This is a genomic window from Flavobacterium melibiosi (assembly GCF_048158545.1).
GTDB classification, from domain to species: domain Bacteria; phylum Bacteroidota; class Bacteroidia; order Flavobacteriales; family Flavobacteriaceae; genus Flavobacterium; species Flavobacterium melibiosi.
Genome location: NZ_JBLNKU010000009.1, coordinates 65,267 through 91,918 on the forward strand (window position 1 = coordinate 65,267; position 26,652 = coordinate 91,918).

Genomic DNA, 26,652 nt, shown 5'->3' on the forward strand with positions numbered 1-26,652 from the left:
AAAATTTATAGTAACTTTAAAATTAAAAAATCATGCAAAATATAAAATTAAATAACGGTGTAGAAATGCCAATTTTAGGATTTGGTGTTTTCCAAATTCCGGATGCTACTGAATGTGAAAAAGCAGTCTTAGAAGCGATCGATTGTGGTTATCGTTTAATCGATACAGCGGCTTCGTATAGGAATGAAGCCGCCGTAGGTAGTGCCATTAAGAAAAGCGGTGTCCCAAGAGAAGAAATGTTTATAACAACAAAAGTATGGGTTCAAGATGTTGGTTATGAAAAAACAAAAGCTGCTTTTCAAAAATCATTAGAGCTATTACAATTAGATTATCTGGATTTATATCTTATTCATCAACCCTATGGAGATATTTTTGGATCTTGGAGCGCTATGCAAGAATTATATGCTGAAGGTAAGGTCAAAGCAATTGGTGTCGCTAATTTTCATCCGGACAGAGTGATGGATTTGATTGCTAATAGTGGTTTTACACCTGCAATCAATCAAATTGAAACACATCCATTTCATCAACAAATTAGCACCAAAGAATTCCTTCAGAATAACAATGTACAAATTCAATCTTGGGGACCCTTTGCTGAAGGAAAAAACAACATATTCCATAATGACTTGTTGATTTCAATTGGCAATAAACATGATAAAAGCATTGCGCAAATTATTCTTCGTTGGTTAATCCAAAGAGGCGTGGTTGCCATTCCTAAATCAGTACGAAAAGAAAGAATGAGGGAGAACTTCACTATTTTCGATTTTGAATTATCAGCAGATGATATGCAAATGATTCAGACACTGGACACGAAAGAAAGTTTGTTTTTTGACCACAGAGATCCTGACATGGTAAAATGGTTAAGCGAGTATAAAATAAAATTATAAAAAACAGTAGTTTTAAAAAATATAATTATGAATCGTAGAAATCTTTTAAAAACCGCAGGATTAGCATTTGCTGGAAGCGCTATACTCCCTTTTGATTCATTTGTTCAAACTATAAAATCAGAAGATAATCATTTAAAAGATGACAATCTTCAACCCTTGTCTAACAAGCGAAAACTGGGAGCTTCACTTGAAGTCTCTAGCATTGGCCTCGGGGTTCAAAACATGAGCCGCACGTATCAGACTACAATTCCCTCTCAACCAGAAATGCTTAACATCATTCGAACAGCCTTTGATAAAGGAGTGACGCTATTTGATGCTGCGGAGGCTTACGGGCCTTTTGAAGTGGAACGAATTCTTGGAGAAGGTATAGCTCCTTTCCGTGATAAAATAGTCATCGAAACGAAGTTTGGCTGGAATATTGACCAAGAAACAGGCAAGCGATTACCTGGCTTAAACAGTCGCCCTGAACACATTAAAATTGTAGTGGAAGGAATGCTGAAACGTCTTCGTACAGACCGAATTGATTTATTGTATCAACATCGTGTAGATCCGCAGGTTCCCATTGAAGATGTAGTTGGAGCAATTCAGGATTTGATAAAAGAAGGTAAAATATTGCATTACGGATTGTCCGAACCAGGACCACAAACCGTAAGACGAGCACATGCTATTCATCCAGTTACTGCTATTCAAAACGAATATTCTTTGTTATGGCGTGGTCCGGAAATGGAAATTATTCCACTTTGTGAGGAACTCGGTATTGGTTTCGTCCCTTGGAGTCCACTCGGAGTGGGTTTTCTAACTGGGGCCATTGATGCCGATACACACTTTGCTCAAGGGGATATCAGAGGAAATGAGTCTCGTTTCTCGACAGAGAATCTACCTAATAACTTGAAAATCGTAGATCTATTAAAAAATTGGGGAACTGAAAAACAGGCTACTCCTGGCCAAATTTCACTGGCTTGGCTATTGGCACAAAAGCCTTGGATTGTTCCAATACCTGGCACGACACAGATGGCCCATATGTTAGAAAATATTGGAGCATCAGCTATAAAATTTAGCACAGATGAATTAAAGGAATTCAATAAACAATTGGATGCAATTCCAATTTTGGGTGAACGACTACCTCCCTTTGTTCAAGCTTTTTCTGATGTGGAATCACCATTAAAGAAAAAATAGTAACTATTAATTAGATAAAAGAATATTTCAAACCAAATAAATGATTAAAAATGAAAAAGCTACTATTCGTATTATTACTTTTTACAAGCATGCAATGGTCGCAAGCACAAATAAGTTCATCTAATACTGAATCCAAAAATGTTCAAAAAACGGACCAGGAATTATTGGACTTGTCAAGACAAAAATGGCAATGGATGGCTGATAAAAATGTAGACAAACTTGAATCACTCTTTGACAACAAATCAAAATTTGTCCATATGAGTGGTACTTGGAAAAAGGACGAGGAACTCGACATTATTAAAACGGGTAGAATTTGGTATAAGACTGCTAAGGTTCATGATGCAACAGTAGAAATTTTCAAAAAAACGGCAATCGTTTGGAACCGAATTACACTTGAGGCTATTGTCCGAGGAAATGAAGCTGTGACTGAGTTTACAGTAACAGAAGTCTATCAAAAACAAGGCAAAAATTGGAAACTTTCAGCCTTAACATTCAGCAGTGTGCGAGACACCCATCAAATTCAGAAATAGGAAAAAAAAGAAAAAATATACTAATTAAAAATTAATCGCATTATGAAAAAGTCAATTTTCGGATTACTGATACTCATTTTATTTACAAACAAGTCCTTTGCACAAAATGCTACTGCCGCTGAACAAGAAGTTATTCAACTTTCTAAACAAAAATGGGAGTGGATGGCCGATAAAAATGTAGATAAACTTACCCCTTTGTTTGATGATAAATCTGTCTTTGTCCATATGGGAGGAAGTTGGGGAAAAACCCAAGAAATTAATGTGATTAAAAGTGGAGGAATTCATTACAAGAAAGCAGATGTTCATGAAGTGTCAGTAAACATTATCGGTAATACCGCAATACTTTTAAACAGAATTACACTATTGGCAGTAGTTGGAGGAAATGAAGTTACCAATCCGTTTATGGTTACGGAGGTATATATAAAAAACAAAGACGGCTGGAAACTGGGCTCATTGTCGTTCACTAAGCTAATGACACCAGGACAATAAAATTTAAAAAATGGGAAAAATATTGATTGCAATTGCATTATTTTATTGGACTACTTACGTAAACGCACAACAACTAGTCTCACAAAGTCTTACAAGGAAAGTTAGTACGGCTTCTGGAATTGTTCGCGGTCTAACAGAAGGAGATATCTCCATATTCAGGGGTATTCCTTATGCCGCACCACCAGTGGGTGCAAATCGTTGGAGGCCTCCACAGCCAGTGACTGCTTGGAAGGAAGTGCGGGATGTAAGTAAATTTTGTGCTGATTGTCCGCAGGCGAGTTGGCCTCGTGCTGCCGGCATGTCACAAAATTCATCTGAAGATTGCTTGTTTCTCAATATCTGGGCACCTGCTACAACAACAAAAAAATCAAAATTGCCTGTTATGGTTTGGATTCACGGAGGCGGATTTGTAGGAGGCAGTGGCGGTGGAAATGAATTTACAGGAGCAGCATTTGCAAAGCAGGATGTTATACTCGTTTCTTTCAATTATCGGTTAGGACGTCTTGGATTTTTTGCGTTTCCCGCTTTAAGTAAAGAAAACCCAAATGAATATAAAGGTAATTATGGCTACATGGATCAGATTGCCGCATTAGAGTGGGTTAAAAAAAATATCGCTGAGTTTGGAGGCGATTCCAAAAATGTAACCATTTTTGGCGAGTCTGCCGGTGGTGTATCGGTACATTCGCTTTTGACAATACCCGCTGCAAAAGGCTTATTTAAGAAAGCAATTATTGAATCAGGGGGCGGACGAGATGGTGTACTAACGGGGCGTCCAATTAATAAAGAAAATGCAGATATTCATTATCCGGTATCGGCTGAAACCATCGGACTTAACTTTGCCAAAAGATACAATATCGAAGGTGATAATGACGAAGCGCTCAACAAGCTAAGAGCATTAAGTGCCGCTGAAATTGTTGATGGCGGAGAAGAAACAGCTGGACAAGGTGGTCCTACAACTTATCCGGGACCAATACTTGATGGCCGTTTGGTAAATGAGACTGCTGAGAGTGCCTATAAGACAGCTAGGCAACCCAATGTTCCCATTATTATTGGATCAAATAGTGCAGAAGTTCCTGCAGGTTTTGTTAATGCCAAGTCAAAAGAGGAATTACTGTCATTGTTTGGCAACTATAAGGAGGAAGCAACTGTAGCCTACGATGCTGATGGTAATAGTGATTTTGCTCAGATGTTAGCCTTTGTGAATACCGATAAAGTTTGGGCGGAGCCTGCCCGATTCACTGCCCGAGCATTTACTTCTAAATCGATACCTGCTTATTTGTATCTCTTCTCTTATGTACCTGTCTCCATGAAAGATTGGATGCGATATGGTGCCTCTCATGCCTCTGAGATTGCTTATGTATTTGATAATCTGGTGGAACGAAATGGCATTACTTTTACTGCGAAAGATAAAGAAGTCGGTAACATAATGAATGCCTATTGGGTTAACTTTGCTAAAACGGGTAATCCAAATGGAAAAGGACTACCGCTTTGGCCGGAATATGATAGTAATAAAAATGAGGTTTTTGAGTTTAGGCTAGATGGGTCGGTAGGTAATTTTTTCGATCATAGAAAAGCAAGACTCGATGTGATAGAAAAGGCATTTGATAGCAATAAATAAAGAAGTAGTTTACAAACTTGAAAATTTAAATTAAAACGCATTATAATGGAAAAGAAAGTAATTAGATTGTGGAGTATACTTTGTTTGTTATTGATGGTCCATTCATCATTTTACGCACAAAAAAGCACGAAACAAAAACCGTTACGAATTGAAGAGCAAGGAAGTTTTGCTGTTGGAGGAACTATCATTACTAATCCTGGCACATTCGATCCGTACAAACCTACTCCTGAAGGACAAACGTTTCGTGGAGACCATGCCTATGTTTTTTATCAAATTCCTGTAAAGGCCCGCAAATTTCCATTAGTAATGTGGCACGGCATAGGTCAGTTTTCTAAAACATGGGAAAGCACGCCCGACGGACGAGAAGGGTATCAAAATATTTTTCTCCGCAGAAACTTTCCTGTTCATGTGATTGATCAACCAAGAAGGGGAAATGCCGGCAGAAGTACTGTAGCGGCTACCATCAATCCAACACCTGATGAACAGCAATGGTTTGATGTCTTCCGTGTAGGCATATGGCCCAATTATTTTGAAGGCGTCCAATTTGCTCAAGATTCCAATACACTCAATCAATACTTTCGCTCTATGGCTCCAAACATTGGTAGTATTGATAGTAATGTGAATTCGGATGCGGTTTCAGCGTTATTCAACAAAATTGGTGCTGCAATTTTGGTTACACATTCCCATTCTGGTGGTATGGGATGGATTACAGCTGTAAAAAATCAAAACGTAAAAGCTATAGTGTCTTACGAACCAGGTAGTGGATTCTTATTTCCTGAAGGTGAAGTGCCATCCCCTTTAACGAGTTCGGCAGGTTCACTGGAAGCAAGTTCTGTTCCAATGAAAGACTTTATGCAACTTACCAAAATACCTATTGTTATTTACTATGGCGATAATATCCCTGAAAGTCCCTCAAATAATCCTGGAGCCGACGGATGGAGAATCCGCCTCGAAATGGCACGTTTATGGCGAGATAAAGTCAATAAATACGGTGGAGATGTCACTGTAATTCATTTGCCGGAAATAGGAGTTAAAGGCAATACGCACTTCCCTTTTTCAGACTTAAATAATATAGAAATAGCTGATTTAATGAGTAAATGGCTAAAGAAAAAGGGATTAGACAAGTAATAAGAAAATAATTATGGAGCAATTTAGAATTTTCGGTTTTAAAGTTATGGTATTAAGTTTTGCATTATTTTCCCATTACACAAAAGCACAAGATATAGAATCAACTGATAAAAAATTAAGTGAGAAGGAAAAAAGCATTATTACCATTGCATCACTTACAGCTAAAGGCGATTTAAAAAAACTAAAAACGGAGCTAAATACAGGTCTTGATGCGGGACTTACGGTTAATGAAGTAAAAGAAGTTTTAATTCACACCTATGCCTATTGTGGATTCCCACGTAGTATAAGAGGATTACAAACTTTTATGGAAGTACTTAACGAACGGAAAGCAAAAGGTATTATTGATAAATCAGGTAAAGAAGCTTCTCCAATCAGAGAGGATGACAAAAAATATCAACGAGGCAAAAAGATTTTAGAACAACTTACCAAAACGCCACAACCGAATACGCTTACGGGATATTCCGCTTTTGCACCGGTAATAGATACCTTCTTAAAAGAACATTTGTTTGCCGATATTTTCGAAAGAGATATTTTAACCTACACTCAAAGAGAATTGGTTACGATTTCTGTTATCAGTGCGATTGGGGATGCTGAACCAATGCTAAAGGGGCATTTGTCAATTTCTCTCAATGTAGGTATATCCCCTGAACAGTTGAAAGAATTTATAGGCGTAATCAAACCAATCATTGGAAGAAAGAAAACTAAAGCAGCAAAAGAAACAGTAAACGAAGTGTTGAAAACCAAATAGTTTCAACAATTTAAAAATAAAAGAAATGAAAAAAATAGCATTAATAATCGCATTAGTAATTTCAATACTAACTGTACAGACGTCAAGTGCTCAAATTACCCAAAAGGAACGAAAGCAAAATCCATACACTCTAGTATATGAGGGAGCAATTACCGAAAATGTAAAGGGGAAAGTAAACATTTATCCTGTCACCTATAAAATTAAAGAGATTACAATAGTAGCTAATGTTTACACACCTGCCAACTACGATGCTTCAAAGAAATATCCTGCGGTAGTTATTGCCCATCCAAATGGTGGTGTAAAAGAACAAGTGGCAGGGTTATACGCACAACGATTAGCAGAACAGGGTTATATCACGATCACGGCAGATGCAGCATACCAAGGAGGTAGCGGCGGAGAGCCTCGTAATGTTGATAAACCGGCAAACCGAATTGAAGATATACACGCAATGGCCGACTATATTTCTCAATATAAAGGGGTTGACACAGCAAGACTTGGACTATTAGGAATTTGTGGTGGCGGCGGTTATTCTTTAAAGGCAGCCCAATCAGATAAGAGATTTAAAGCAGTTGCCACTTTAAGTATGTTCAATTCAGGATTAGTAAGACGTAACGGTTTTATGAACTCACAATTTTCAACGATTCAGCAACGATTAAAAGAAGCTTCCGATGCCCGTGCCCAAGAAGCAGCGGGTGGCAAAATTATGTATGTAGGCGATACGCAACTCACAGATAAACAAATAGCAGCACTACCGTTTGATTTATATCGTGAAGGATTTGAGTATTACGGCAAAACACATGCTCATCCAAACTCTACATTTAAATACACTAAGAGTAGTCTGATGGATTTAATGACGTTTGATGCCACTACCAATATGGATTTGATAAATCAACCTTTGTTAATGATAGCAGGAAGTAAAGCTGATACCTATTATATGACGGACGATGCATTTAATAAAGCCACCAATGCAAAAACTAAAGAATTATTTCTAATTGATGGTGCTACTCATATTCAAACCTATTGGAAACCCGAATACGTATCGCAAGCGGTAAATAAATTGGGGAATTTTTATCAAATTAATCTTTAAAATTTAAAATGATGAAACTTAAAAATATTGCAGGAATATTTCTTATTGGAGTATTTGCCTTTTCTTGTACAGCACAAAATAAATCAACACTTTCAACAAAAACAGAATCACAAAAATCAATCCTTTTCCCCAAAGGAGAAAAAATCACCAATGCTAATTTTACAGGTACAGCTTATTTACAAATGCTAATAGCTGCTGATAGTCTGAATCCAACCTCAGTTGGAAATGTGACCTTTGAACCTGGAGCAAGAACAAAATGGCATCTTCATCCTGGCGGACAAATATTGTTGGCCACCGATGGAGTTGGATATTATCAAGAAAAAGGGCAACCTAAAAAAATACTTCGCAAAGGAGATGTAATCAAATGTCCACCAAATATTCCACATTGGCACGGTGCTAGTGTTGAGACCTATTTTGTTCAAGTAGCAATAACAAATACCCAAAACGGTGTGCCCGTTTGGTTAGAAGCTGTAACAGATGAAGAGTATACACAGGTTCAAGCAAATAAATAGAAACAGAAAATATATAGCCAAAAAACTAGTTGCAAAAGCACATGCCCAAAACTTTTAGTGGTAATAATATAGAAAAACACTTAAAATTTAAATAGTTCTTATTTTTCTTAAACAAATCCTGATTTAAACTGCATTCAATAATAATAAAAAAATACTCTTGAATTTTTCAGGAACTCTCTCAGTCGGCTAAGAGTTTCAAATCATCTAAAAAATGGTTCAAAATTGAACTGACAGGGTCACATTTTAAAGACAAAAAAAGTAAAAGCCAAATAACAGAAATGATTTCTGATATTTGGCTTTTACTTTTTATCATACTTCTATTCCTTATTTATGTATCTAAAATCGAATAATTTAACTAGAACGATTCAGCTGACAATCATAAAAAATGTTTTGTAAATAATGGCTCATCTAGATTTAATCGAAAATCACACATCATAAAAAAAGCGTCTTGACATAATATCAAAACGCTTTTTTTATTGTTTAAGAATACGTTTATTTCATTAACTGCTGCAAAGGCTTCAACTGCTCTAAATCAATATTAGATTGCTGTAAAACGCTCATCATAGTCACAATATTAGTAGGATTCATATCGTTGCCCAAAATTCGAACAACAGCAAAGCCATTTTCTTTTCTATTGGCGAAAAGCACAAACTCATCAATATGCTCATCGGAACCTACGTAACTTACCGAAGCACCTTCTTTTCCAGAACTAAACTTCATTAGTTGCTGGTACTTTTTGTCTTTTAAAATCAAATTAACCTTAGCGCGTTCAATTTCAAATTGGGCTTTGTTTTTATCATTTAATTTGAAAGCCAAAACATTCATCTTATCAAAAGATTGCAAAGCTGTTTTTTGTTCCAATGACAATTTTGTTTTATTCACATTCAATATCTCCGGGGAGACATCTAATACTACAAAATTTTTATTTTCTATATTTTCCACAAAGTATTTCTGCAATGTTGGTTCTGAATTGCAACTGAACAGAAACAAGCTAAAGAATAGCGCAATACTATAAATAGGTTTCATTTTACTTTTTACCTTTTGTTGCTTTCTTCAAATCGTCACCTCCAGGAATTCTCATTTTGTCTGTAAGGATAGAAATCTCACTCAAGTCAAAATCCCCAGTTAAGGACATTAAAACCGTATCGTCATTTTTAGCACCTTCAATAAACATTAACAACTCTCTTATTTGAGAATCTTTGACCCCTGATTTCACTAAAATTTTGATGTTTTTTCCGCTGTCATTTACACGCATCAATTCTTCAAGACCTGCCGTTTTTATGTACTTATCAGCAGCAACTTTCATTTCGCCTTCTACTCTGGCACTTTTTGTAGTAAAGACTTTTAAGTTGTCTAATTTTTTTATTAAATTCAAGTATTGCTGCGTTTCTCTATCGGAAGCATCCACTTTTACTTTGCTCATCAAGTCAAACATTTTTTTATTGACAATGATTGAGGTAACATCATCTTGTCCATCGAATTTATCGAAGGCCGCTTGCGCGAAAAATGGACTTGAAACTAATACTGCTACTACTGTTATTAAAAACTTCTTCATTTTTTTATATTTATTATTGTTTAAAAATTAATTCTTTTGAATCTTGGTATTCTTTAATGTAATATACACTTTCTATGCCAACGTTTACATGATTCGATAATAATGCTAATGCTTTTTGAGTTTCTCTAAGAGCAACTTCAGGATCATCATACGTTCCTAAATCCTGTTTCTCATTTGCATTATCATAATTATAAAACACATACGTCCCAATTCCCAGCAAAACGACTACCGAAGCCGCAATAGATAACCACGCTACATAACGTTTCTTAGATTGTAGTGGAATTTCTTGCTTCAACATTTGCTCCTTTGCGAGCGGAAAATAACCAAACATAGGCTTGTATTGTTCTAAATGCTGCGCAACATCTGGTGAAGAAAAATAATTACGTAATTCATTTTCTTCTGCAATACTGGTTTCTCCCTGAAAGTATTTTTCTAAAAGTATTTCTATTTTATTTAATTCCATAGCTGTGTGTTTTTGTCATGCTCTCTCTTATCGTTTTTCTGGCTCTTGAAAGCGCTACGCGAATGGCAGTTTCATTCATATCTGTTATTTCCGCGATTGCTGCAAATTCATATTGTTCTATGTCCCGCATTTGTATTAATAACCGTTGTTGTTCCGGCAACTGGTTTACTATTTTTTCAACCCAGTTCAAACTATCAATGTCTTCTACTTTTTTATCCAAACTAGGTTGGTTATCGGTAAAATTATTGTGAACGATTTTGACATTTCCCGCTCTTTTGGATTTCAACTGATCCAAACAATAATTTTTTGTCATTGTCATTGCAAAAGCTTCGATACTATTAAAACCTTCTAAATTTTTATTTTTACTCCATAACTTAACCCAAACTTCCTGAGTGGCATCTTCCGCTTCTTCAGTACTTATGAGCAGTCGCTTAGCCAGCCGAAAGACTTTGTCCTTGAATGGCGCTATCAGCTGCACAAACTCATTTTGGTTCATAAAGAGTATTTATTAAGCGGTTATACAATCAAGACGATTCATGATTCTTTTTGTTACAAAAAAACAATAAAATAAAAACTAAAGTTAGTATTTTTACGTTTATAAAAGATATTGAACCCCAAAACATGAAAAAAGCATACCTACTTTCCCTTTTATTTCTTTTATCCGTTTTCACTTTCCAAAGTTGTCAAGACAATGATGATGTAGTTACACCTACAAACTTAGACATTCAGGATTTCATCTGGAAAGGATTAAATCAATACTATTTATGGCAAGCTGATGTACCCAACTTAGCTGATGACCGATTTAATCAAACAGAATTAAATGCTTTTTTGAAAGGATATCCAGTTCCTGAAAACTTATTTGATGCTTTGAGAGTTGACAAAACCATAGATCGATTCAGTTGGATTGTTGATGATTATTTAGAACTCGAAGGAGCGCTTCAAGGAACCACAAAAAATGATGGTGTCGATTTTGGTTTAAGTTATAAACCAGGAAGTACTACAGAATTATTTGGATATGTCCGTTACGTTATTGCCAATTCAGATGCCGCCACCAAAAGCATCAAGCGTGGCGATTTTTTTACTGCCATAAACGGGACACAACTTACCATAAGTAATTACCAAGCCCTATTAGCCGCTGATAGTTACACATTAAATATGGCGGACTACAATGGAACGACAGTTGTTTCCAATGGAAAATCAGTGGCATTGACAAAAACAGTCTTAGCTGAAAATCCCATTTTAATCAACAAAGTAATAACTTCCGGTTCTCATAAAATAGGATATTTAATGTACAATGGCTTTTATGCTAATTATGACACGCAATTGAATGATGCTTTTGCTTCTTTGAAATCACAAGGAATTACTGACTTGGTTTTAGATTTACGTTACAACGGTGGTGGTTCTGTTCTTACGGCAACACGATTGGCAAGTATGATTACGGGACAATTTACAGGACAAATATTCGCAAAACAACAATGGAATGCCAAAATCAATAGCTATTTTGAAACGAATAGCCCTGAATCTTTAAAAAACAACTTCACTGATAAAATTGGAACGACAGCTATTAACAGTTTGAATTTGACCAAAGTCTATATTCTAACGACCAAAAGTACAGCTTCAGCAAGCGAATTGGTTATAAACGGACTAAAACCTCACATTACTGTTGTACAAATTGGTGATGTGACAACCGGAAAAAATGTTGGATCAGTTACCTTATATGATTCCCCTACTTTTGGCACAGCAAACAGAAACCCTAATCACAGGTATGCGATGCAGCCTATTGTATTAAAAATAGTAAATTCGGTTGGTTTTGGTGATTACTTTAATGGATTACAACCGGATTACTTGTTAAAAGAAACCGTGACTACTTATGGCGTTCTTGGAGACACTTCAGAACCTTTATTGAGTACCGCTATCGGAAAAATCACCGGTACATCTAAAATGTTAAAACAAAATCCAGAGAAAGGTTTTGAATATTTTAAAGACGCAAAATCTATAAATGGGCTGCAAAACCAAATGTACATTGAGAAAGCACCTGAAGGCCTTTTGAAAGCTTTGAAATAAATAAAAAAAGCTACATAATAAAACAGCATTTCTTAAGTTAATACCTAATAGTCAATACTTTAAATTAAAATCAAATGAAAAATACAACTAAAGCATTCTTAATTATAATTGTTTCTTTTTCATTTGTAAGTTCTAAACCATTAGAGCCAAAAAAAATAAATATAGTTATCGACGCAAGTCATGGTGGAAATGATTTTGGAGTTATCTCTAATTCCATTACTGAAAAGCAAATCGTAGAACAGGTCACTAACAAAATTAAGTCTTTAAATAGCAATGTTGTGATTCATCTTACAAGATCAAATGACACCTTTTTATCCTATGAAGAAAGAACTGATTTTATCAACAAAATCAAACCTGATTTAGTTTTATCGCTACATGTAAATTCAAGCTTAAATAATAAAACATCCGGCTTAGAATTTTATGTTGCCAAAGAAACTGCGTTTTTTGAAAAATCAAATGAAATTGCCGGAAAACTGCAAGACAAATTTTCAAAGGATACAAATTTGAAAATAGCAGGTATAAAAAATGGGCCTTTCTACATTCTTAAAAGGTCGGATGTACCGGCAGTAATTGTCGAACTTGGTTATTTAACCAATGAAAATGACAAAAAATACTTGATTGACGACAAGGAACAAAACAAAATTGCTAAATCCATTTCAGAATTCATTTCGGAAATGAAATAATAAAAACAAAAAACCCGTTCCAAATTAAGGAACGGGTTTTAAGTACTAAAACTAAAATATTTATTTTTTAGAATAAGAAATTGAAACCTAATTTAAAATTTCTTCCTCTAGTGCTATACCCTCTGCTCTCAACAAAATCTTTATCCAGAATATTATCAACCGCAGTAAAAACGTTTAATCTATTTTTGATTAATTCGTAACGAACATTAGCATTTACCAATTGGTAATCTTTCAAAACTTCTGATTTCAATACAGGATCATACGTTGGGGCTGGATAGATTGTATATTCTAAATATCTATCTGACACAAATTGGTAAGCAACATTAAAAGCAAGACGTGTTGTTGCTTGCACATCAAGAGCTGCATTTACTTTGTGTTTTGGGTTTAGAATACGAGATTGTCTTTCTAATTCTGTATACGTATAATTGGCATTAAATTTTACTTTATCATTAAAAGCATAAGAAATCATTGTTTCAAGACCTTTTGCTTTGTTTTTACCATTAACATTGAAGTATTTATAAGTCATCAAATCAAATCCTATTGCATCTTCCTCTTCTCTTTGAAAAACAACTGCATTTAAAACTACTTTTTTATTAACTAAACTTGCTTCAAAACCAACTTCGGCAGTCGCATCTTTCTCCGGAGATAAATTCAAATCACCATACGGAGAGTATAATTGGTACAAACTTGGAGTGACAAATGCAGTACTATAAGAAGCCAATACTTTCAATGATTCTGAAAAGCTATACGATGGATTAACATTATAAACTAAATTATTCCCGTATTTACTATGAATATTATAACGTGCTCCTGCATTTAAGTTTAATCCAAAGTCTGAATTATAAACAGCAGTTACATAAGGATCAATCATATTGAATTTAGCCATTTCATTTGTAATCGCATCATACTGGCTCATGTTTGACATTTCGTGAAACTGAAATTGTGCTCCTGTTACTACAAATAACTGAGATGAAATTTCATATTTATTAAAGGCATCAACATTGACACTTCTAGACTTTGCCTGAAATAAAGAACCATAACTAAAGATATCGCGGTTGATTACGTTTGCACTGGTATTAATTACCAATTCTCCTTTATTGTATTTATATTTTGGAGTAAAACCAACTCTAAACTGCTCCGAAAGGCTGAAGTTTTTAAGATCATCTGCAAATGAACCTGCATCAAAATCGTTTTTCATTCGATCATAATTAGCAAAGAAATCAAATGATAATTTTTTAGTTGGCGTAAAGCCAATTTTCACTACAGAATTTACTCTTGAAAAGCCATCTTTTTCAAATTTAGTATTTGAATTTAATGGTTTTGCTTCAGAAATTCCTGTAGTTTCAGTGCTATTCAAAGAAGCAAAATAATTTACTTTTTCAAAACCACCGTTTACAGCAAAGCCCTGATTGTAATCTTGCACACTATAATTTGCTTTTTTAGCAACTGTTTGTGTACCAATATTCATATATGCATTTCCTGCAATAGCTTTTTTGCCTGCTTTTTTTAGTGTAATATTAATCACACCGGTCGCTGCTCCAGAACCGTATAAAGTACTTGAAGCGCCTTTCATAATCTCAATACTTTCAATTTGCTCCACTGGAAGCAATCTCAAATCATACGATAAGCTAATCCCGGAAGCATCAGTCACCGGAACACCATCAATCAAAATTAAAACCTGATGATTTCTTCCACCACGAATGTAAAGTCCCAAATCCTTACCATTACGACTCTGATTTCCATTGATTTCAACACCTGCTACTGTACTTAAAACTGAAGCTACTGATTGCCCTGATTTTTTCTTCAAATCCTCAGCAGTAATTTTGACGATAACTTTTCCTGATTTTTCTTTTGACAAAGCAAATTTCGAATCGGAAACAACAACCTCATCAAGCTGTTTTGGCTCTTGCTCTTGTGCGTAAGTGTTCATTGCAAATAACAATGCAATCGCACTAAAGCGAATGAATTTTTTGTTCATTTTAAAAATGTAAAAATTTAATAAATGGGGAGAAAAGCATAGAATGACCCATACCCAAACCTTTTTTCCCGAAAGTTTGATACTCGATGTAATAGGCAGGTCTCCTGGCTTGCGTCTTGTTGTTTACCTTCTCATTCTTAATTTAGGATTTTAGATTTAATCATTAAGGATTTATTAAATCCTAATTACCAAATCATTATTCCTTATTTTTAGAACAATGGTTTTGTAGATAACAACAAGCTTGATAGCTTACAGTTGCGGGTACAGCTCAGGATTCTTGATTTAAGTTAGGATTCTTGATTTACGATATAAATCTGAAATCTAAAACTTGAAATCTTTCACCTGATTCCCTTTTAATGTGGTTTGAAAAAACAAACCTCAACCTCAATACGGCGGCAAAGATAAAATTATATTAAGTTAATAACCTAAATAATTGCGAATTTTATAATTCAATTTTAATTACAGCTCCAAAATCTACTTTATTCTGAAAAGCATCTTTTAGAGGTAAATCCGAAATTTTACATAAAAAACTTCGTATCACTCCTGCATGTGCCACAATAATTACTGGTTTTGAATTGGTTGTTTGAAGTTCATTATGCATAAAATCAATTACTCGATCATGCAAATCCGTAAATGATTCACCATTGGGTATGCGAACATTTACAAAATCAGTCATCCAAGGTGTAAAATCATCAGGTGGAATTACATCCCAATTTTTCATTTCCCAATCGCCAAAATTCATTTCCATCAAGCGAGAATCTTCATTTACAGCAGTAATTTCTGAATTGTCTTTGATATAATTTGCCAAAAGCACACAGCGCAGTAAAGGACTGGAATATAGCCTTGCATCTTGAGGCAATTGACTCAAAACAGACTGAAAAACAGCATCATAAGGCTCCATTATTTTCACATCGGATTGTCCATAACAAATTCCTTTTTCGCAAACCGTTTCCGTGTGACGTACTAAATAAACTTCCATAATGCAATAACTGATATATAAAAAACCACTTCACAAACCTGTTGGGTTGCGCCTAAACAATCTCCAGTATAGCCATCAATCCATTTCTGAAAATAACGTGCTAAAAAAAATCGAGTCAGAAAAACAGGGATTAAAACTAACAGCATTTGCCACTGAAAATAAGACAAAATAACTAATGGCAATAATCCAAAAAAGAAAGCTCCTGTCACTTCTCGCCAAGAATAACTTTGTGCGATAGGTTTACTTTTGCTTGAAGCATCTTCTCGTGAATATTCATGGGTAAAAACAATTGAAATAGCTGCTAATCGACTGATGGAATGCGCTGAAACAAGTAATAGTAAAATTATAAATTGTGAATTATAAATTATAAATTTAGTATCCGAAACATCAATTAATTGAGTCAACCCTTGAAATTTAAGTATTAACAACAGTACTAAGCCTATTGCTCCATAAGCACCAATGGCACTGTCTTTCATAATCATCAGGATTTTTTCTTTGGTCCAACCGCCACCAAAACCATCGCAAACATCAGCAAAACCATCTTCATGGAAAGCACCAGTAGTTAAAATTCCGGCAATCATCGATAGAATTATGGCTACTTCGGAAGAAAAGAGAATAGATGATAAAAAATAAATCCCAAAACAAATTGCTCCTACAATCCAACCGATAAGCGGAAAATAGCGTGACGCTTTATTTAAATAGTCGGGATTGTGATCAATATTTTTGGGACACGGAATTCGGGTGTAGAACATCAATGCGGTAAAAAATATGTGGAGTTCTTTTTTCATTTTTATATTATTTTGGCTAAAGCCACTTCATCTATACATTTATATTCCAACAGCTAAAGCTGTCGGCTATTCACTCCTGCGGATTCAAAACTGGCCATATCGTTCAAGAATGCCACTGCCGATTCAATAATAGGAAAAGCAATGGCACAACCCGTGCCTTCACCCAATCGCAAATCGAGTTGCAACAGGGAACGAACTCCTAGGTAATCTAATATTTTTTGATGTCCTTGCTCGGCAGAAGAATGGCAAAAAATAGCATTTTTAGTAATGGATGGATTCTTTTTAAAAGCAATTAAAAAAGCAACACTACAGATAAAGCCATCAACAAGAATCACCATATTGGCTTCTTTTGCCTGAAGCATTCCACCTACCATTTGCATGATTTCAAATCCACCGAAATAGGCTAATTTACTCTCTAAATCATCTGAACCATGGTAATTATCAATACATTTTTTAAGGATATTAATTTTTTGAATCAACTGTTCATCATTTACACCTGTGCCTTTCCCTACGCAATCTTGAATTGGTAATTCTAAAATAATGCTCATCAAAACCGAAGCTGTAGCTGTATTGCCAATACCCATTTCACCAAAACCAATGCAATTACTGCCTGTTTTTGCAATAGTGGCAACAATTTCGCTTCCTTTTATAAAACACAATTCAACTTCTGTTTTACTCATTGCAGGTCCTTGTAAAAAGGAGTGCGTTCCCTTCCCAATTTTAGCCGAAATCAAATCAGTATTCATAGGAAAATCATAATTCACCCCAGCATCCACAATAGCTAATTGGATCTCATTTTGCTTACAAAACACATTGATTGCTGCACCACCTATCAAAAAGTTACTCACCATCTGTCTGGTTACATCTTGCGAATAGGCACTTACTCCATGATTTGCAATTCCGTGATCTGCGGCAAAAACAACTAGATTCGGTTTTATAATTTTTGGTTCTAAAGTTTGAAACATCATCCCTATTTGTTTGGCAAGCGCTTCTAAAATTCCTAATGAACCCGTTGGTTTGGTTTTTTGATCGATTTTATGTTGTAACGCATTTGCAAAAGCAGCAGCATCTATTTCCTTTTTAGCATCAAAAAATACTTTCTCCACCTTATTTTCATGCAAAACAGTAATTTCCTCAACTATTGGAATTTCTTGTTTTTGTTTCCAATTCAGTTGTTGCAACATGGGTTGATTATCATAATCAGTAGCCGGTTTTCCCACGCAAAAATACCCCAACGGCTCCATATTTTCAGGCAAACCCAATAATTGCTTGAACTGATAAAAATTCAAGATAGAAACCCACCCCATGGAATAGCCTTGCTCCGTTAAGGATAGCCAAATATTTTGTGTCGCACAAACGGAACTGAACTTTACTGCTTCATTACTCCCGACAGTTCCAATCGTAAAATTATTCAAAACGGAACGATCATAACAAATCACTAATCCCAGTGGTGCTTCTTCTATTGCTTCTAACTTTAGGGCTTTGTATGCTAGTTTTTGTTGTTCGTTATCCGTTAGCGCAACTGCTTTTTCATCATAATCTAAAAACAAATCTTTAATGGCTTTCTTTATTTCAGCCGACCTGATAAGATAGTATTTTGTGGCATCAGTCAAACCCACAGAAGGCGCCCAATGTCCTGCTTGCAGTGCTTTTTCAAGAACAGCATCCGGTACTTGATCCTCCGTAAAATGACGTGTGTCGCGACGGGATTTTAAAATTTCATCTAAATAAGTCATCTTTTTTTATTTAAAAGTTCAATGGCAAAAATCAATGGCAATGGCAAAAATCAATTTAAAAAACATTGCTTTGAAATTGATTTTTGACATTTATATTGTCATTGTTTTTTTATTATTGATACGTTATTCTTCCCAAACGATGAAACAATAATTCTCATAAGTAATTCTAGTGAATTCAGGCAATTCAATCGCTCCAGAAAATAACGGACAGTTAATTACCAAAGTATGAAACTCCCCATTTTCACCACAAGGATCTATTCCTTTTTCATGTAATTCTTGTGCTAATTCTTTGGTCAAAATTTTACCTAAATAGCTCTCACCCATCATTGTATTGCAAGAAACAATCATTGTCACAATGCCGTTTTCAAGCATTTGGTTTACCAAAACAATCCGGTCTTGTTGCCACAAAGGCAAAATTGCTTTTAGTGATGCTGCGGCACATACTTTATCTTCCCAATCTTTGTGCGGTTGCAAATCAATGTCACCAAAAACGGCTGCTTCCAAATCATACTTGCCTTTTAGCATTTTCAAAACAGCAATAAACTTGGCTTCATAATCACCCCAAGTTGCAGGAATTGCTTCCATAGGCAATCCCATTTTTTGAGCTTGCTGATTCAAAATAGACAAAGGCAATCCGTGAGAACGAGATACTTTCCCGTTTTCATTCATCATATTGAGTAACACTTTTGGAATAAATCCTTGCTGAATTGCTTGCATCATTGCATAACAACTGTCTTTTCCGCCACTCCAAGAAGTTACAAAATTCATTTTTTTTCTTTTATCGTTACAGGAATTCCAGAAACCATTAGTACAACGATATCGGCATTTTTAGCTATATATTGATTCATCCAACCTTGAAGTTCTGTGAATTTTCTACCAATGTGTGTTTCGGCATGAACGCCCATTCCTATTTCATTGGTTACAATAATAATTGTAGCATTTTCTTGATTGGCAATAGCATCAAATTCGGCTTTAGCTTGTTCTAAACACAAGGAAACATCATTTTTAGTATCCACAAAAAAGTTCGTTAACCAAAGCGTAACGCAATCGACGATAGCTACTTTTTCCGAAAAATCAATTTCGCTCAAGTATTTTTCTTTTTCGATATTAATCCATCGTTCGTCCCGATCTTTTTGATGGCGATCGATTCTCTTTTGGAAATCATCATCCCATTTTCTGGCGGTTGCCACATACATCGGTTTATCTGACAATCCTTTTGCTAAATTTTCGGCATAACTACTTTTACCGGAGCGTTCGCCGCCTGTTATTAAATATATCATTCTAATTGTAAATTATTAATTGTAAATTGTAATAACATCTTTTATGCTAATTGAATAACTCATTTCTTGGTATCAACTTTTGCTTTAGTCGTTTTAATAATACTTGTTATAAGTTTTAATATTGATATTGCATCGTTATTTATATTTTCATATTCTTTTTCATTTAAATAATCCGTAGCTTTTAATAATTCTAACCAATAAACTACCTCATTAGCTTCTTTTTGTGCAATCGCAAACTTGTGAATAAAATCTTGCTTGCTCTCTGCATGTTCTGCTTCGCGAATCATAGCACCAATACTTGTCCCAGATCTTAATAGTTGTTTTGAAAGCACAAACTCTTTTTTATCACAACATAGATATTGATATAATCTAACTATTCGTACAGCAAAATCAAAACTCTTGGTTTTAACAATATTATCTTTCATCATTTATAATTTTATAATTTATAATTATTTATACGGACAATGTCGACATCCATTAGTACAACAATTACCTCTTTTTAGATGAAACCAAGCTTTAAAAACATAGTTCCCATTTTCTAAATAATAGTCAATTCCTTCTATGAGATTCGTCGTTTTGGGTAAATCTTTGGCTTTATTATCCGTTGCAGTTTCAGAAGATAGTGTTGCAACATATTCGTCAATTTTAGTGGAGCAGACAGTTGTAAAACAACTGGAACACAAGCAATCCACCACTTCTGACGGAGTAAAAATGGGTGGAAAATTGTTGCACCAGCATTTACTTCCTTCAGGTGTGTCCCCACAATTAAAAGGAGTTCCGCAAGTAGAACAGTTTTTGACTTTAATGCTATTCATTTCGTAAAGATAGTATTTGTTCAATTTTTTACTGCTAAAAATAAACAAGAAATTTTATAAATTTGGTATACCTTTGTCGTTATCGAAAAATTAAATCATGAAATTCACCTTTAAATTAATCCTTTTTGTTCTCTCTTTTTCAACTTTCGTTGGATGTAAAAAAAGCGAAAACCTAGCCGTAAAAGAAAGTACTGATTCAAAAAATGCAATCGAATATGCCTCGGGACTTTCTATTAATAAATACGAAGGATATTCAGTAGTGACGGTTTCAAATCCTTGGCCTGAAGCCAATAAAAACTTCACTTATATATTGAAAGAAAAAAACGGCAGCATTCCTGATAGCCTGCAAAAATACACCACAATTTCAGTTCCTTTGGAATCAATCGTCGTTACCTCAACTACCAATATTCCTTTTTTGGAAATGCTGGGAGTTGAAAAATCACTGGTGGGTTTCCCTCATACCGATTATGTTTCTTCTGAAAAAACCAGAAAACTAATTGATGGTGGCGCTGTTAAAAACATAGGACAAAACGAAAAATTAAACATGGAGCAACTCATTGATTTGGCACCTAATTTAATCGTTACTTTTGGAGTTGACAACAACAATCCGATGATTGATAATTTACAAAAAAGCGGTCTTAATGTACTCATACAAGCCGATTGGATGGAGCAAACTCCATTGGGTAAAGCAGAATGGATTAAGCTTTACGGTGCTTTATTTGGAAAAGAAAAAGAAGCCAAAACGCTTTTTGATGAAATTGTTAAAAATTACAATGACGCGATACAATTGGTTGCAACCAAAAAATCAACAGCAACCGTTTTGTACGGATCTATGTATCAAGAACAATGGTATGTAGCAAGAGGAAATAGCTGGGTAGCCCAATTCATGAAAGATGCCAAAGCAAATTATTTGTGGGCAAATGTTGAAGGAACAGGAAGTCTTAGTTTGCCTTTTGAAAAAATATTAGAGAAAGCAAAAACGGCGCAATATTGGATTGCAACAGGTTCTTTTAAAAGCATTACTGAATTCGAAAACAGTAATCCACATTACAGTCAGTTTGATGCTTCAAAATCTAAAAATGTGTATACTTTTGAAAGTAAATTAGGTGCAACAGGAGGAACCATTTATTATGAATTAGCACCAAGCCGACCGGATTTAGTCTTGAAAGATTACATTAAAATCTTCCATCCTGAACTGCTTCCAAATTATACTTTTACTTTTGCACAAAAATTAAATTAAATCCTCACCCCCTCCCGAAGCGTCGGGACTCTCCAAAGGAGAGGGAGCCAAAACTGGATTTTAATTCATTTTAAAAATTAAATATAGTATCATAATACATCTATAAACGAACCACAATTGAACAATCAAAAACGAAATACGATTCTATTTTTCTTGCTTACTTTGGGGCTTGTTCTATTGTTTTTTGTAAACATTAGTTTTGGTTCCATTACAATTCCTTTTAAAGAAATTTATACTAGTTTAACTGGTGGTCAAGCGAGTAAATCCACTTGGGAATATATCATCATCAATTATCGTTTACCAAAAGCCATTACTGCAATTCTTGTTGGAATGGGATTATCAATAAGTGGTTTGCTGATGCAAACTTTGTTTCGGAATCCATTGGCAGGACCTTATGTTTTAGGACTGAGTTCCGGTGCCAGTTTAGGTGTCGCTTTTGTAATATTAGGAGCGAGCTTACTCCCCCCTTTTTTAAGTACAATTTTATTATCCTCTTATGGAGTGGTTTTAGCCTCAACTATTGGAAGTTCAGTTGTATTACTCGCCGTTTTGATGGTTTCCCAAAGGCTACGCGATACAATGGCCATCTTAATTGTGGGATTAATGTTTGGTAGTTTTACCAGTGCAATAGTAGGTGTTCTTACGTATTTTAGTTCGGCTGAACAATTACAGAAATTCACGTTTTGGTCCATGGGAAATTTAGGTAACTTGTCTTGGTCTTCTATATTAATTCTAACAATTTGTGTGGCGATTGGTTTGTTATTAAGTCTGTTTAGTATCAAACCGCTAAACGCCTTATTATTGGGTGAAAATTACGCTCGCAGTTTAGGTTTGAATTTCAAAAAAACACGATTAATTATTATTTTTGCAACAAGCATTTTAGCAGGAAGCATCACGGCGTATGCAGGTCCAATTGCCTTTGTAGGACTAGCGGTTCCTCACATAGCAAAATTAGTGTTTCAAACCAGTAACCATTCTGTTTTGTATTGGAGTACGTTACTTTTAGGAGCTTCGATTATGCTTATTTGTGATGTAATTTCAGAATTGCCAGGATTAGAAATCACTTTGCCAATCAATGCTGTGACTTCGATAATTGGTGCTCCTGTGGTCATCTGGTTATTGGTTAGTAAACGAAAAATGATTGCCTAATGGAAAACAAAATCATCTTACAAGCTTCTCAAATTAGCATTGGTTATTCTTATAAAAAAGAAAAAATCGTAGTGGCTTCGGATATTTCTATTTCCTTAAAAAAAGGAAAACTGATTGCTTTAATTGGTGCTAATGGCATTGGAAAATCAACACTTTTAAAAACGATAACAGGAATCCAGAAACCGCTTTCCGGTGCTGTTTTCTTGAATGAAAAGAAAATTACTGATTACGAACCTTTGGACTTAGCGCAAAACCTAAGTATCGTTTTAACCGAAAAATTACCTCCCAGTAATTTAACCGTTTTTGAACTCATTGCTTTAGGAAGACAGCCCTACACCAATTGGATGGGAACTTTATCTGATATTGATATTGTTAAAGTTAATGAAGCGATGGCGTTGACGCAAATCAGTCATTTAGCCACAAAAAAACATTATGAGATTAGTGATGGGCAATTGCAAAAAGTATTAATTGCACGAGCTTTGGCACAGGATACTCCATTAATAATTTTGGATGAGCCTACTACCCATTTGGATTTATTACATAAGGTGGCTTTATTCAAACTTTTGAAAAAGCTTACTCATGAAACCGGAAAATGCATTTTATTTTCTACTCATGATATTGACATGGCGATACAATTGAGTGATGAAATGATTATTATGACTCCAGAAACAGTGCTTCAAGACGAGCCTTGTAATTTTATTTCAAAAGGAAGTTTTAATACCTTATTCAAAGACGAACATATTGTTTTTGACGCTGAAAAAGGAAAATTCATGATTGTTTAGTTTCTCCGTAATTTCCCTACTGAAATACAAGGTTTTTATAACAAAATTCTACTTTATAAAATCTGTTTTCTAAAAACTATCCTTTTTCCTATCTATAAATTTTACAATAGTTGGAGGATCATTCACGAACCAATTAACACAGAGCGTTTAATTAATTTTAAAATAAAAATATACTGAATACCAAGTAGTTATGATGTTTATTGTATTTTTGTTCTTCGTTTTATTTTCCCCCAAAGCTTAACTTATCTACAGCATTAAAAACAATCTTTTAAAATTTTAATTATGGAAAATTTGTTTACATTGCCAAAAAAAATTATCGTTTTGGGGTCATTATTTTTCCTTTTTTCTTGTAGTCAGGACGAAATCATTTATACTGATTTAGAACAGAATGTATCCTCATCACTTACTGCGAAATGGAGTGCTGACAAACTTAATGTATTTAAAGGACCTAAAGTTGCGATTGGCAATGATAGTGCACGCTCCTGGATTAGTGTGAGAAAAGATACAGGATTGCCGTATGAAATTGGTATCGAAATGACTCCCGGAGCATTAACTGGACTTCCTGATGATACGCCAGGTATAGAGGGCCCAACTATTGTTCTTCCATTGCATATTAAAGCAAAGCAATTAACCCCTTTTAAACACATAGGACTTAATTGGCAAAACCACGGCCATGGTGGAGGACCTACAAATACTGAATTCAATTCTCCACATTTCGATTTTCATTTCTATACAATTTCTAATGAAGAGCGCTTAGCGATTCCTGATTGGTGTTCGTGTCCTGCTGATGCCGCATTTAACATCTATCCACCCACTACAATGACTACTACTAATCCCCCAATTACTATTACTACTGGTGGTTATATGCCTTTGGGTTATGTTACTCCACCTGGTCAGGGTGCCGTATATGGACAAATGGGAAAACATTGGCTACCAATACCATTTAACTATTTACCTTTCAGCAAAGTTATGGTTTATGGCACCTATAATGGAAAAATTGTTTTTGTAGAGCCAATGGTTACATTGGAATACTTATCAGCAAATCCAGATTTTAGCGCTGCTTATTCACAACCAGAATTATTTAAAAAAGCGGGGAATTATCCAAAGAAATATAATATCTATCGTGATGCTAAGACTGGAAATACTAAAATAACTTTAAGCGATTTTGTCCACAGAGTAGCTACACCAAATTAATTATAAATGAGGAAGTTGAATAAACTTCCTCATTTTATTTCTTTTTAATTATTCAGTACAAAATCGTACTAACCATTTCCTTTCAATAAATTTATACTCACTGTTGCAATAGGAGAATCAGGAAATCTCCTGAAGAAATTAGTATCCGGATACAGTCCCGCTTCAGCAGCTATTTTGTGCAAAACGGGAATTTCGACTATGTACTGATCTGAAAAACCATGCGTGGCATCATAAGCCGTAGCAGCGGTTTTCCCCAAATTAGCAGCGGTTAAATTTGGAGCAATAGTATGCAATTCAATCATCAACAATCCAAATTTCCGAACGTAAGGCGACCATTTATTCAAATGTTCCAATAGATTATCTTCGACAAGACTATTACTGATTCGCTCTCCTCTATGCGTAAATGCTCCTGTTGAATGACTTACTCTGTCTTTAGTAACGTGTTTTGGCATTTCCCAAATTCGGTTATGATCCAAAAAGGTTCTTACATTCAATAAATCTTTCAAATCAATGTTATAATTTTCCAATAAGTCATTGGCTAATAAATCCGGTTGCCCAATATCACCCCAAATTACTTTGGCCCAAATATCGGCTTTGATTAAATTGGCTCGGGTTACTTTCAAGGCTGCCTGATTATAATCGGCACCAACAAGGAATAAAGGATAATCATCCAGCATTTTTCCGCGTAAGGTCTGTCTTTCGATTACAGTATAAATGTGCTCTATAAATGCTCCATTGCCACAACCCATATCGAGAATTCCTTTCGGCTGATCTTCAATTGGTAAATTGAATAACTTGATGATAATCTCATCTACTACTTTAAAATAAGTATCGTGCGCACCTCCGCTTCCCCAAACATTCATTTCTCGGTCCACGTGAATTTCATCTTCCCCTTCAGCTATAATTCTGAGTATATTTGGGTTACCAAAAAGCAACTCTTCTATCTTACTAAAAGTAGGTAAATAGGAAACTGTCACTCCATAAGCAGAAGCCCTTTTGGCAAAAAACAACCCCTTTTCCGTAAACTGATAATTGCCTTTTTTTTGGGTAAACCAACCTAAATCAACAAAGAAATCCAGTATTATTTTGAAATTTTCGGGAGATTTATGAAATTCTTCAGGACGGAAGGAAATTTCCATAAAATATTTATGGAACATACCGCTCATACCCAGTCTTACTAATATTGGTCCAACCAAACAACCTTCAATATGCGTTAGAATCTGATGTTGAATTTCATTGGTCAGCGTATCATTCGAAAAAGAAATCCCATAATTAGTTGCGTACAAATCGAAAATTAAACCCAATCGAGCGAATGGAATATCATCTAATAATCGCGTGCGAAATTGCATCGTGAAATGCAGTAAATCAAGCACATCCTCATACAAATAGAACATTGGAAAAGCAATCGCACTTTTATCGTTTATGCTAAATTTAATTTGGTCAGTGGCGGTATTGATATGATAATTCAGGAATCCTTGCGAACACAAAACACGCAAACCCACATTGAGATAGCCTTCATTGGCTTTAAAGTGTTCCGTGAGTTCCGTGAGTGTGACTTCTTTTTTGTCAAGAATATAGGACAGCACTCCTTTTTCATGCAAAACATACGCTACAGGTGCAGTAACCAAACCATCCAAATGTTTGAAAATGGTGCTTCTAAGAGTAATTTTATCAATCATAAAAAGTACGTTTTAAAGGAGAAAAAAACACAATTCAATCCAGAATGATTTACTCAAATATATGAAATTTCAACCACAAAACCACCTTGCTTTTT

General features: G+C 35.0%; 29 protein-coding genes and 1 riboswitch. Of the genes, 16 read left to right on the top strand and 13 right to left on the bottom strand.

Going from position 1 to position 26,652, the window contains the following annotated elements:
* The first annotated feature begins 32 nt into the window (after nucleotides 1–32).
* The 9 genes from ACM55F_RS12085 to ACM55F_RS12125 are packed head-to-tail and all read left to right on the top strand — an operon-like array spanning nucleotide 33 to nucleotide 8,172.
* Complete coding sequence (locus ACM55F_RS12085) at nucleotides 33–884, top strand: aldo/keto reductase (protein WP_416854052.1); 852 nt, start codon at nucleotides 33–35, stop codon at nucleotides 882–884.
* Between the two features lie 27 nt (nucleotides 885–911).
* Nucleotides 912–2,060 carry an aldo/keto reductase gene (locus ACM55F_RS12090; RefSeq protein WP_416854053.1) on the top strand — a complete coding sequence of 383 codons (1,149 nt, stop codon included), beginning with the start codon at nucleotides 912–914 and terminating at the stop codon, nucleotides 2,058–2,060.
* Between the two features lie 50 nt (nucleotides 2,061–2,110).
* Nucleotides 2,111–2,590: a nuclear transport factor 2 family protein gene (locus ACM55F_RS12095; protein ID WP_416854054.1), complete on the top strand. Its 480-nt coding sequence runs from the start codon at nucleotides 2,111–2,113 to the stop codon at nucleotides 2,588–2,590.
* A gap of 42 nt (nucleotides 2,591–2,632) precedes the next feature.
* On the top strand, nucleotides 2,633–3,079 hold the full coding sequence (locus ACM55F_RS12100; RefSeq protein WP_416854055.1) for a nuclear transport factor 2 family protein: 447 nt from the start codon (nucleotides 2,633–2,635) through the stop codon (nucleotides 3,077–3,079).
* Nucleotides 3,080–3,089: 10 nt separating this feature from the next.
* Nucleotides 3,090–4,697: a carboxylesterase/lipase family protein gene (locus ACM55F_RS12105; RefSeq protein WP_416854056.1), complete on the top strand. Its 1,608-nt coding sequence runs from the start codon at nucleotides 3,090–3,092 to the stop codon at nucleotides 4,695–4,697.
* 45 nt (nucleotides 4,698–4,742) lie between these two features.
* Entirely contained in the window at nucleotides 4,743–5,825 is a 1,083-nt protein-coding gene (locus ACM55F_RS12110; RefSeq protein WP_416854057.1) for an alpha/beta hydrolase, read from the top strand.
* Nucleotides 5,826–5,838: 13 nt separating this feature from the next.
* Nucleotides 5,839–6,573, top strand: a complete 735-nt coding sequence (locus ACM55F_RS12115) for a carboxymuconolactone decarboxylase family protein (RefSeq protein WP_416854058.1) — start codon at nucleotides 5,839–5,841, stop codon at nucleotides 6,571–6,573.
* Nucleotides 6,574–6,598: 25 nt separating this feature from the next.
* On the top strand, nucleotides 6,599–7,660 hold the full coding sequence (locus ACM55F_RS12120) for an alpha/beta hydrolase (RefSeq protein ID WP_416854059.1): 1,062 nt from the start codon (nucleotides 6,599–6,601) through the stop codon (nucleotides 7,658–7,660).
* 8 nt (nucleotides 7,661–7,668) lie between these two features.
* Nucleotides 7,669–8,172: a cupin domain-containing protein gene (locus ACM55F_RS12125; RefSeq protein WP_416854060.1), complete on the top strand. Its 504-nt coding sequence runs from the start codon at nucleotides 7,669–7,671 to the stop codon at nucleotides 8,170–8,172.
* Between the two features lie 492 nt (nucleotides 8,173–8,664).
* On the opposite strand, the gene ACM55F_RS12130 is transcribed toward ACM55F_RS12125, so the two are convergent.
* The 4 genes from ACM55F_RS12130 to ACM55F_RS12145 are packed head-to-tail and all read right to left on the bottom strand — an operon-like array spanning nucleotide 8,665 to nucleotide 10,686.
* Nucleotides 8,665–9,198: a DUF4252 domain-containing protein gene (locus ACM55F_RS12130; protein ID WP_416854061.1), complete on the bottom strand. Its 534-nt coding sequence runs from the start codon at nucleotides 9,196–9,198 to the stop codon at nucleotides 8,665–8,667.
* Nucleotide 9,199: 1 nt separating this feature from the next.
* Entirely contained in the window at nucleotides 9,200–9,727 is a 528-nt protein-coding gene (locus ACM55F_RS12135; RefSeq protein ID WP_416854063.1) for a DUF4252 domain-containing protein, read from the bottom strand.
* Nucleotides 9,728–9,740: 13 nt separating this feature from the next.
* Nucleotides 9,741–10,190: a hypothetical protein gene (locus tag ACM55F_RS12140; RefSeq protein ID WP_416854064.1), complete on the bottom strand. Its 450-nt coding sequence runs from the start codon at nucleotides 10,188–10,190 to the stop codon at nucleotides 9,741–9,743.
* Nucleotides 10,177–10,686, bottom strand: coding sequence for an RNA polymerase sigma factor (locus ACM55F_RS12145; protein ID WP_416854065.1), 510 nt, complete (start codon nucleotides 10,684–10,686; stop codon nucleotides 10,177–10,179). Before ACM55F_RS12145 ends, ACM55F_RS12140 begins: the two co-directional genes overlap by 14 nt.
* Before the next feature lie 125 nt (nucleotides 10,687–10,811).
* Here ACM55F_RS12145 and ACM55F_RS12150 point away from each other — a divergent pair, with 125 nt between their 5' ends.
* A complete protein-coding gene (locus ACM55F_RS12150) occupies nucleotides 10,812–12,254 on the top strand; it encodes a S41 family peptidase (protein ID WP_416854066.1) in 1,443 nt (480 codons plus the stop codon).
* Nucleotides 12,255–12,328: 74 nt separating this feature from the next.
* Nucleotides 12,329–12,937, top strand: coding sequence for an N-acetylmuramoyl-L-alanine amidase family protein (locus tag ACM55F_RS12155; RefSeq protein ID WP_416854067.1), 609 nt, complete (start codon nucleotides 12,329–12,331; stop codon nucleotides 12,935–12,937).
* 67 nt (nucleotides 12,938–13,004) lie between these two features.
* Here the strand turns inward: ACM55F_RS12155 and ACM55F_RS12160 are convergent, their stop codons facing one another.
* The 8 genes from ACM55F_RS12160 to ACM55F_RS12195 form a co-directional block, all read right to left on the bottom strand.
* The gene (locus tag ACM55F_RS12160) at nucleotides 13,005–14,915 is read right to left on the bottom strand and encodes a TonB-dependent receptor plug domain-containing protein (protein ID WP_416854068.1); all 1,911 of its coding nucleotides are present in this window, start codon (nucleotides 14,913–14,915) and stop codon (nucleotides 13,005–13,007) included.
* Nucleotides 14,916–14,993: 78 nt separating this feature from the next.
* Nucleotides 14,994–15,317: riboswitch (cobalamin riboswitch) on the bottom strand.
* Nucleotides 15,318–15,357: 40 nt separating this feature from the next.
* A complete protein-coding gene (gene cobC, locus ACM55F_RS12165; RefSeq protein ID WP_416854069.1) occupies nucleotides 15,358–15,894 on the bottom strand; it encodes an alpha-ribazole phosphatase in 537 nt (178 codons plus the stop codon).
* Nucleotides 15,879–16,682 (bottom strand): adenosylcobinamide-GDP ribazoletransferase, encoded by an 804-nt coding sequence (locus tag ACM55F_RS12170; protein ID WP_416854070.1) that lies wholly within the window; start codon nucleotides 16,680–16,682, stop codon nucleotides 15,879–15,881. The genes cobC and ACM55F_RS12170 overlap by 16 nt, the downstream gene beginning before the upstream one ends.
* Before the next feature lie 53 nt (nucleotides 16,683–16,735).
* Nucleotides 16,736–18,418: a nicotinate-nucleotide--dimethylbenzimidazole phosphoribosyltransferase gene (gene cobT, locus ACM55F_RS12175; RefSeq protein ID WP_416854071.1), complete on the bottom strand. Its 1,683-nt coding sequence runs from the start codon at nucleotides 18,416–18,418 to the stop codon at nucleotides 16,736–16,738.
* Nucleotides 18,419–18,541: 123 nt separating this feature from the next.
* A complete protein-coding gene (locus ACM55F_RS12180; RefSeq protein WP_416854072.1) occupies nucleotides 18,542–19,186 on the bottom strand; it encodes a Dph6-related ATP pyrophosphatase in 645 nt (214 codons plus the stop codon).
* Nucleotides 19,183–19,698, bottom strand: coding sequence for a bifunctional adenosylcobinamide kinase/adenosylcobinamide-phosphate guanylyltransferase (gene cobU / locus ACM55F_RS12185; protein ID WP_416854073.1), 516 nt, complete (start codon nucleotides 19,696–19,698; stop codon nucleotides 19,183–19,185). The genes ACM55F_RS12180 and cobU overlap by 4 nt, the downstream gene beginning before the upstream one ends.
* 59 nt (nucleotides 19,699–19,757) lie before the next feature.
* On the bottom strand, nucleotides 19,758–20,123 hold the full coding sequence (locus ACM55F_RS12190) for a four helix bundle protein (RefSeq protein ID WP_416850273.1): 366 nt from the start codon (nucleotides 20,121–20,123) through the stop codon (nucleotides 19,758–19,760).
* 24 nt (nucleotides 20,124–20,147) lie between these two features.
* On the bottom strand, nucleotides 20,148–20,342 hold the full coding sequence (locus ACM55F_RS12195; RefSeq protein WP_416854156.1) for a DUF5522 domain-containing protein: 195 nt from the start codon (nucleotides 20,340–20,342) through the stop codon (nucleotides 20,148–20,150).
* On the opposite strand from ACM55F_RS12195, the gene ACM55F_RS12200 reads away from it, so the two are divergent.
* The 5 genes from ACM55F_RS12200 to ACM55F_RS12220 all read left to right on the top strand — a co-directional run bounded on the left by ACM55F_RS12200 (nucleotide 20,260) and on the right by ACM55F_RS12220 (nucleotide 24,878).
* Nucleotides 20,260–20,520: a hypothetical protein gene (locus ACM55F_RS12200; RefSeq protein WP_416854158.1), complete on the top strand. Its 261-nt coding sequence runs from the start codon at nucleotides 20,260–20,262 to the stop codon at nucleotides 20,518–20,520. The two genes, ACM55F_RS12195 and ACM55F_RS12200, sit on opposite strands and share 83 nt — an antisense overlap.
* Nucleotides 20,521–20,610: 90 nt before the next feature.
* On the top strand, nucleotides 20,611–21,753 hold the full coding sequence (locus ACM55F_RS12205; protein WP_416854074.1) for an ABC transporter substrate-binding protein: 1,143 nt from the start codon (nucleotides 20,611–20,613) through the stop codon (nucleotides 21,751–21,753).
* Nucleotides 21,754–21,870: 117 nt separating this feature from the next.
* Complete coding sequence (locus tag ACM55F_RS12210) at nucleotides 21,871–22,902, top strand: iron chelate uptake ABC transporter family permease subunit (protein ID WP_416854075.1); 1,032 nt, start codon at nucleotides 21,871–21,873, stop codon at nucleotides 22,900–22,902.
* A complete protein-coding gene (locus ACM55F_RS12215) occupies nucleotides 22,902–23,684 on the top strand; it encodes an ABC transporter ATP-binding protein (RefSeq protein WP_416854076.1) in 783 nt (260 codons plus the stop codon). Before ACM55F_RS12210 ends, ACM55F_RS12215 begins: the two co-directional genes overlap by 1 nt.
* A 282-nt stretch (nucleotides 23,685–23,966) precedes the next feature.
* Nucleotides 23,967–24,878: a hypothetical protein gene (locus ACM55F_RS12220; RefSeq protein ID WP_416854077.1), complete on the top strand. Its 912-nt coding sequence runs from the start codon at nucleotides 23,967–23,969 to the stop codon at nucleotides 24,876–24,878.
* Between the two features lie 68 nt (nucleotides 24,879–24,946).
* Here the strand turns inward: ACM55F_RS12220 and ACM55F_RS12225 are convergent, their stop codons facing one another.
* The gene (locus tag ACM55F_RS12225) at nucleotides 24,947–26,557 is read right to left on the bottom strand and encodes a class I SAM-dependent methyltransferase (RefSeq protein WP_416854078.1); all 1,611 of its coding nucleotides are present in this window, start codon (nucleotides 26,555–26,557) and stop codon (nucleotides 24,947–24,949) included.
* Between the last annotated feature and the right edge of the window lie 95 nt (nucleotides 26,558–26,652).

Coding starts and splice junctions, on each gene's coding strand:
- ACM55F_RS12170 (WP_416854070.1), bottom strand. CDS start 16,682: ATGAAAAAAGAACTCCACATATTTTTTACCGCATTGATGTTCTACACC.
- ACM55F_RS12120 (WP_416854059.1), top strand. CDS start 6,599: ATGAAAAAAATAGCATTAATAATCGCATTAGTAATTTCAATACTAACT.
- ACM55F_RS12225 (WP_416854078.1), bottom strand. CDS start 26,557: ATGATTGATAAAATTACTCTTAGAAGCACCATTTTCAAACATTTGGAT.
- ACM55F_RS12190 (WP_416850273.1), bottom strand. CDS start 20,123: ATGAAAGATAATATTGTTAAAACCAAGAGTTTTGATTTTGCTGTACGA.
- ACM55F_RS12085 (WP_416854052.1), top strand. CDS start 33: ATGCAAAATATAAAATTAAATAACGGTGTAGAAATGCCAATTTTAGGA.
- ACM55F_RS12095 (WP_416854054.1), top strand. CDS start 2,111: ATGAAAAAGCTACTATTCGTATTATTACTTTTTACAAGCATGCAATGG.
- ACM55F_RS12145 (WP_416854065.1), bottom strand. CDS start 10,686: ATGAACCAAAATGAGTTTGTGCAGCTGATAGCGCCATTCAAGGACAAA.
- ACM55F_RS12215 (WP_416854076.1), top strand. CDS start 22,902: ATGGAAAACAAAATCATCTTACAAGCTTCTCAAATTAGCATTGGTTAT.
- cobT (WP_416854071.1), bottom strand. CDS start 18,418: ATGACTTATTTAGATGAAATTTTAAAATCCCGTCGCGACACACGTCAT.
- ACM55F_RS12110 (WP_416854057.1), top strand. CDS start 4,743: ATGGAAAAGAAAGTAATTAGATTGTGGAGTATACTTTGTTTGTTATTG.
- ACM55F_RS12220 (WP_416854077.1), top strand. CDS start 23,967: ATGGAAAATTTGTTTACATTGCCAAAAAAAATTATCGTTTTGGGGTCA.
- ACM55F_RS12150 (WP_416854066.1), top strand. CDS start 10,812: ATGAAAAAAGCATACCTACTTTCCCTTTTATTTCTTTTATCCGTTTTC.
- cobU (WP_416854073.1), bottom strand. CDS start 19,698: ATGATATATTTAATAACAGGCGGCGAACGCTCCGGTAAAAGTAGTTAT.
- ACM55F_RS12125 (WP_416854060.1), top strand. CDS start 7,669: ATGATGAAACTTAAAAATATTGCAGGAATATTTCTTATTGGAGTATTT.
- ACM55F_RS12200 (WP_416854158.1), top strand. CDS start 20,260: ATGAGATTCGTCGTTTTGGGTAAATCTTTGGCTTTATTATCCGTTGCA.
- ACM55F_RS12100 (WP_416854055.1), top strand. CDS start 2,633: ATGAAAAAGTCAATTTTCGGATTACTGATACTCATTTTATTTACAAAC.
- ACM55F_RS12205 (WP_416854074.1), top strand. CDS start 20,611: ATGAAATTCACCTTTAAATTAATCCTTTTTGTTCTCTCTTTTTCAACT.
- ACM55F_RS12135 (WP_416854063.1), bottom strand. CDS start 9,727: ATGAAGAAGTTTTTAATAACAGTAGTAGCAGTATTAGTTTCAAGTCCA.
- ACM55F_RS12180 (WP_416854072.1), bottom strand. CDS start 19,186: ATGAATTTTGTAACTTCTTGGAGTGGCGGAAAAGACAGTTGTTATGCA.
- ACM55F_RS12105 (WP_416854056.1), top strand. CDS start 3,090: ATGGGAAAAATATTGATTGCAATTGCATTATTTTATTGGACTACTTAC.
- ACM55F_RS12130 (WP_416854061.1), bottom strand. CDS start 9,198: ATGAAACCTATTTATAGTATTGCGCTATTCTTTAGCTTGTTTCTGTTC.
- ACM55F_RS12140 (WP_416854064.1), bottom strand. CDS start 10,190: ATGGAATTAAATAAAATAGAAATACTTTTAGAAAAATACTTTCAGGGA.
- ACM55F_RS12090 (WP_416854053.1), top strand. CDS start 912: ATGAATCGTAGAAATCTTTTAAAAACCGCAGGATTAGCATTTGCTGGA.
- ACM55F_RS12155 (WP_416854067.1), top strand. CDS start 12,329: ATGAAAAATACAACTAAAGCATTCTTAATTATAATTGTTTCTTTTTCA.
- ACM55F_RS12160 (WP_416854068.1), bottom strand. CDS start 14,915: ATGAACAAAAAATTCATTCGCTTTAGTGCGATTGCATTGTTATTTGCA.
- ACM55F_RS12115 (WP_416854058.1), top strand. CDS start 5,839: ATGGAGCAATTTAGAATTTTCGGTTTTAAAGTTATGGTATTAAGTTTT.
- cobC (WP_416854069.1), bottom strand. CDS start 15,894: ATGGAAGTTTATTTAGTACGTCACACGGAAACGGTTTGCGAAAAAGGA.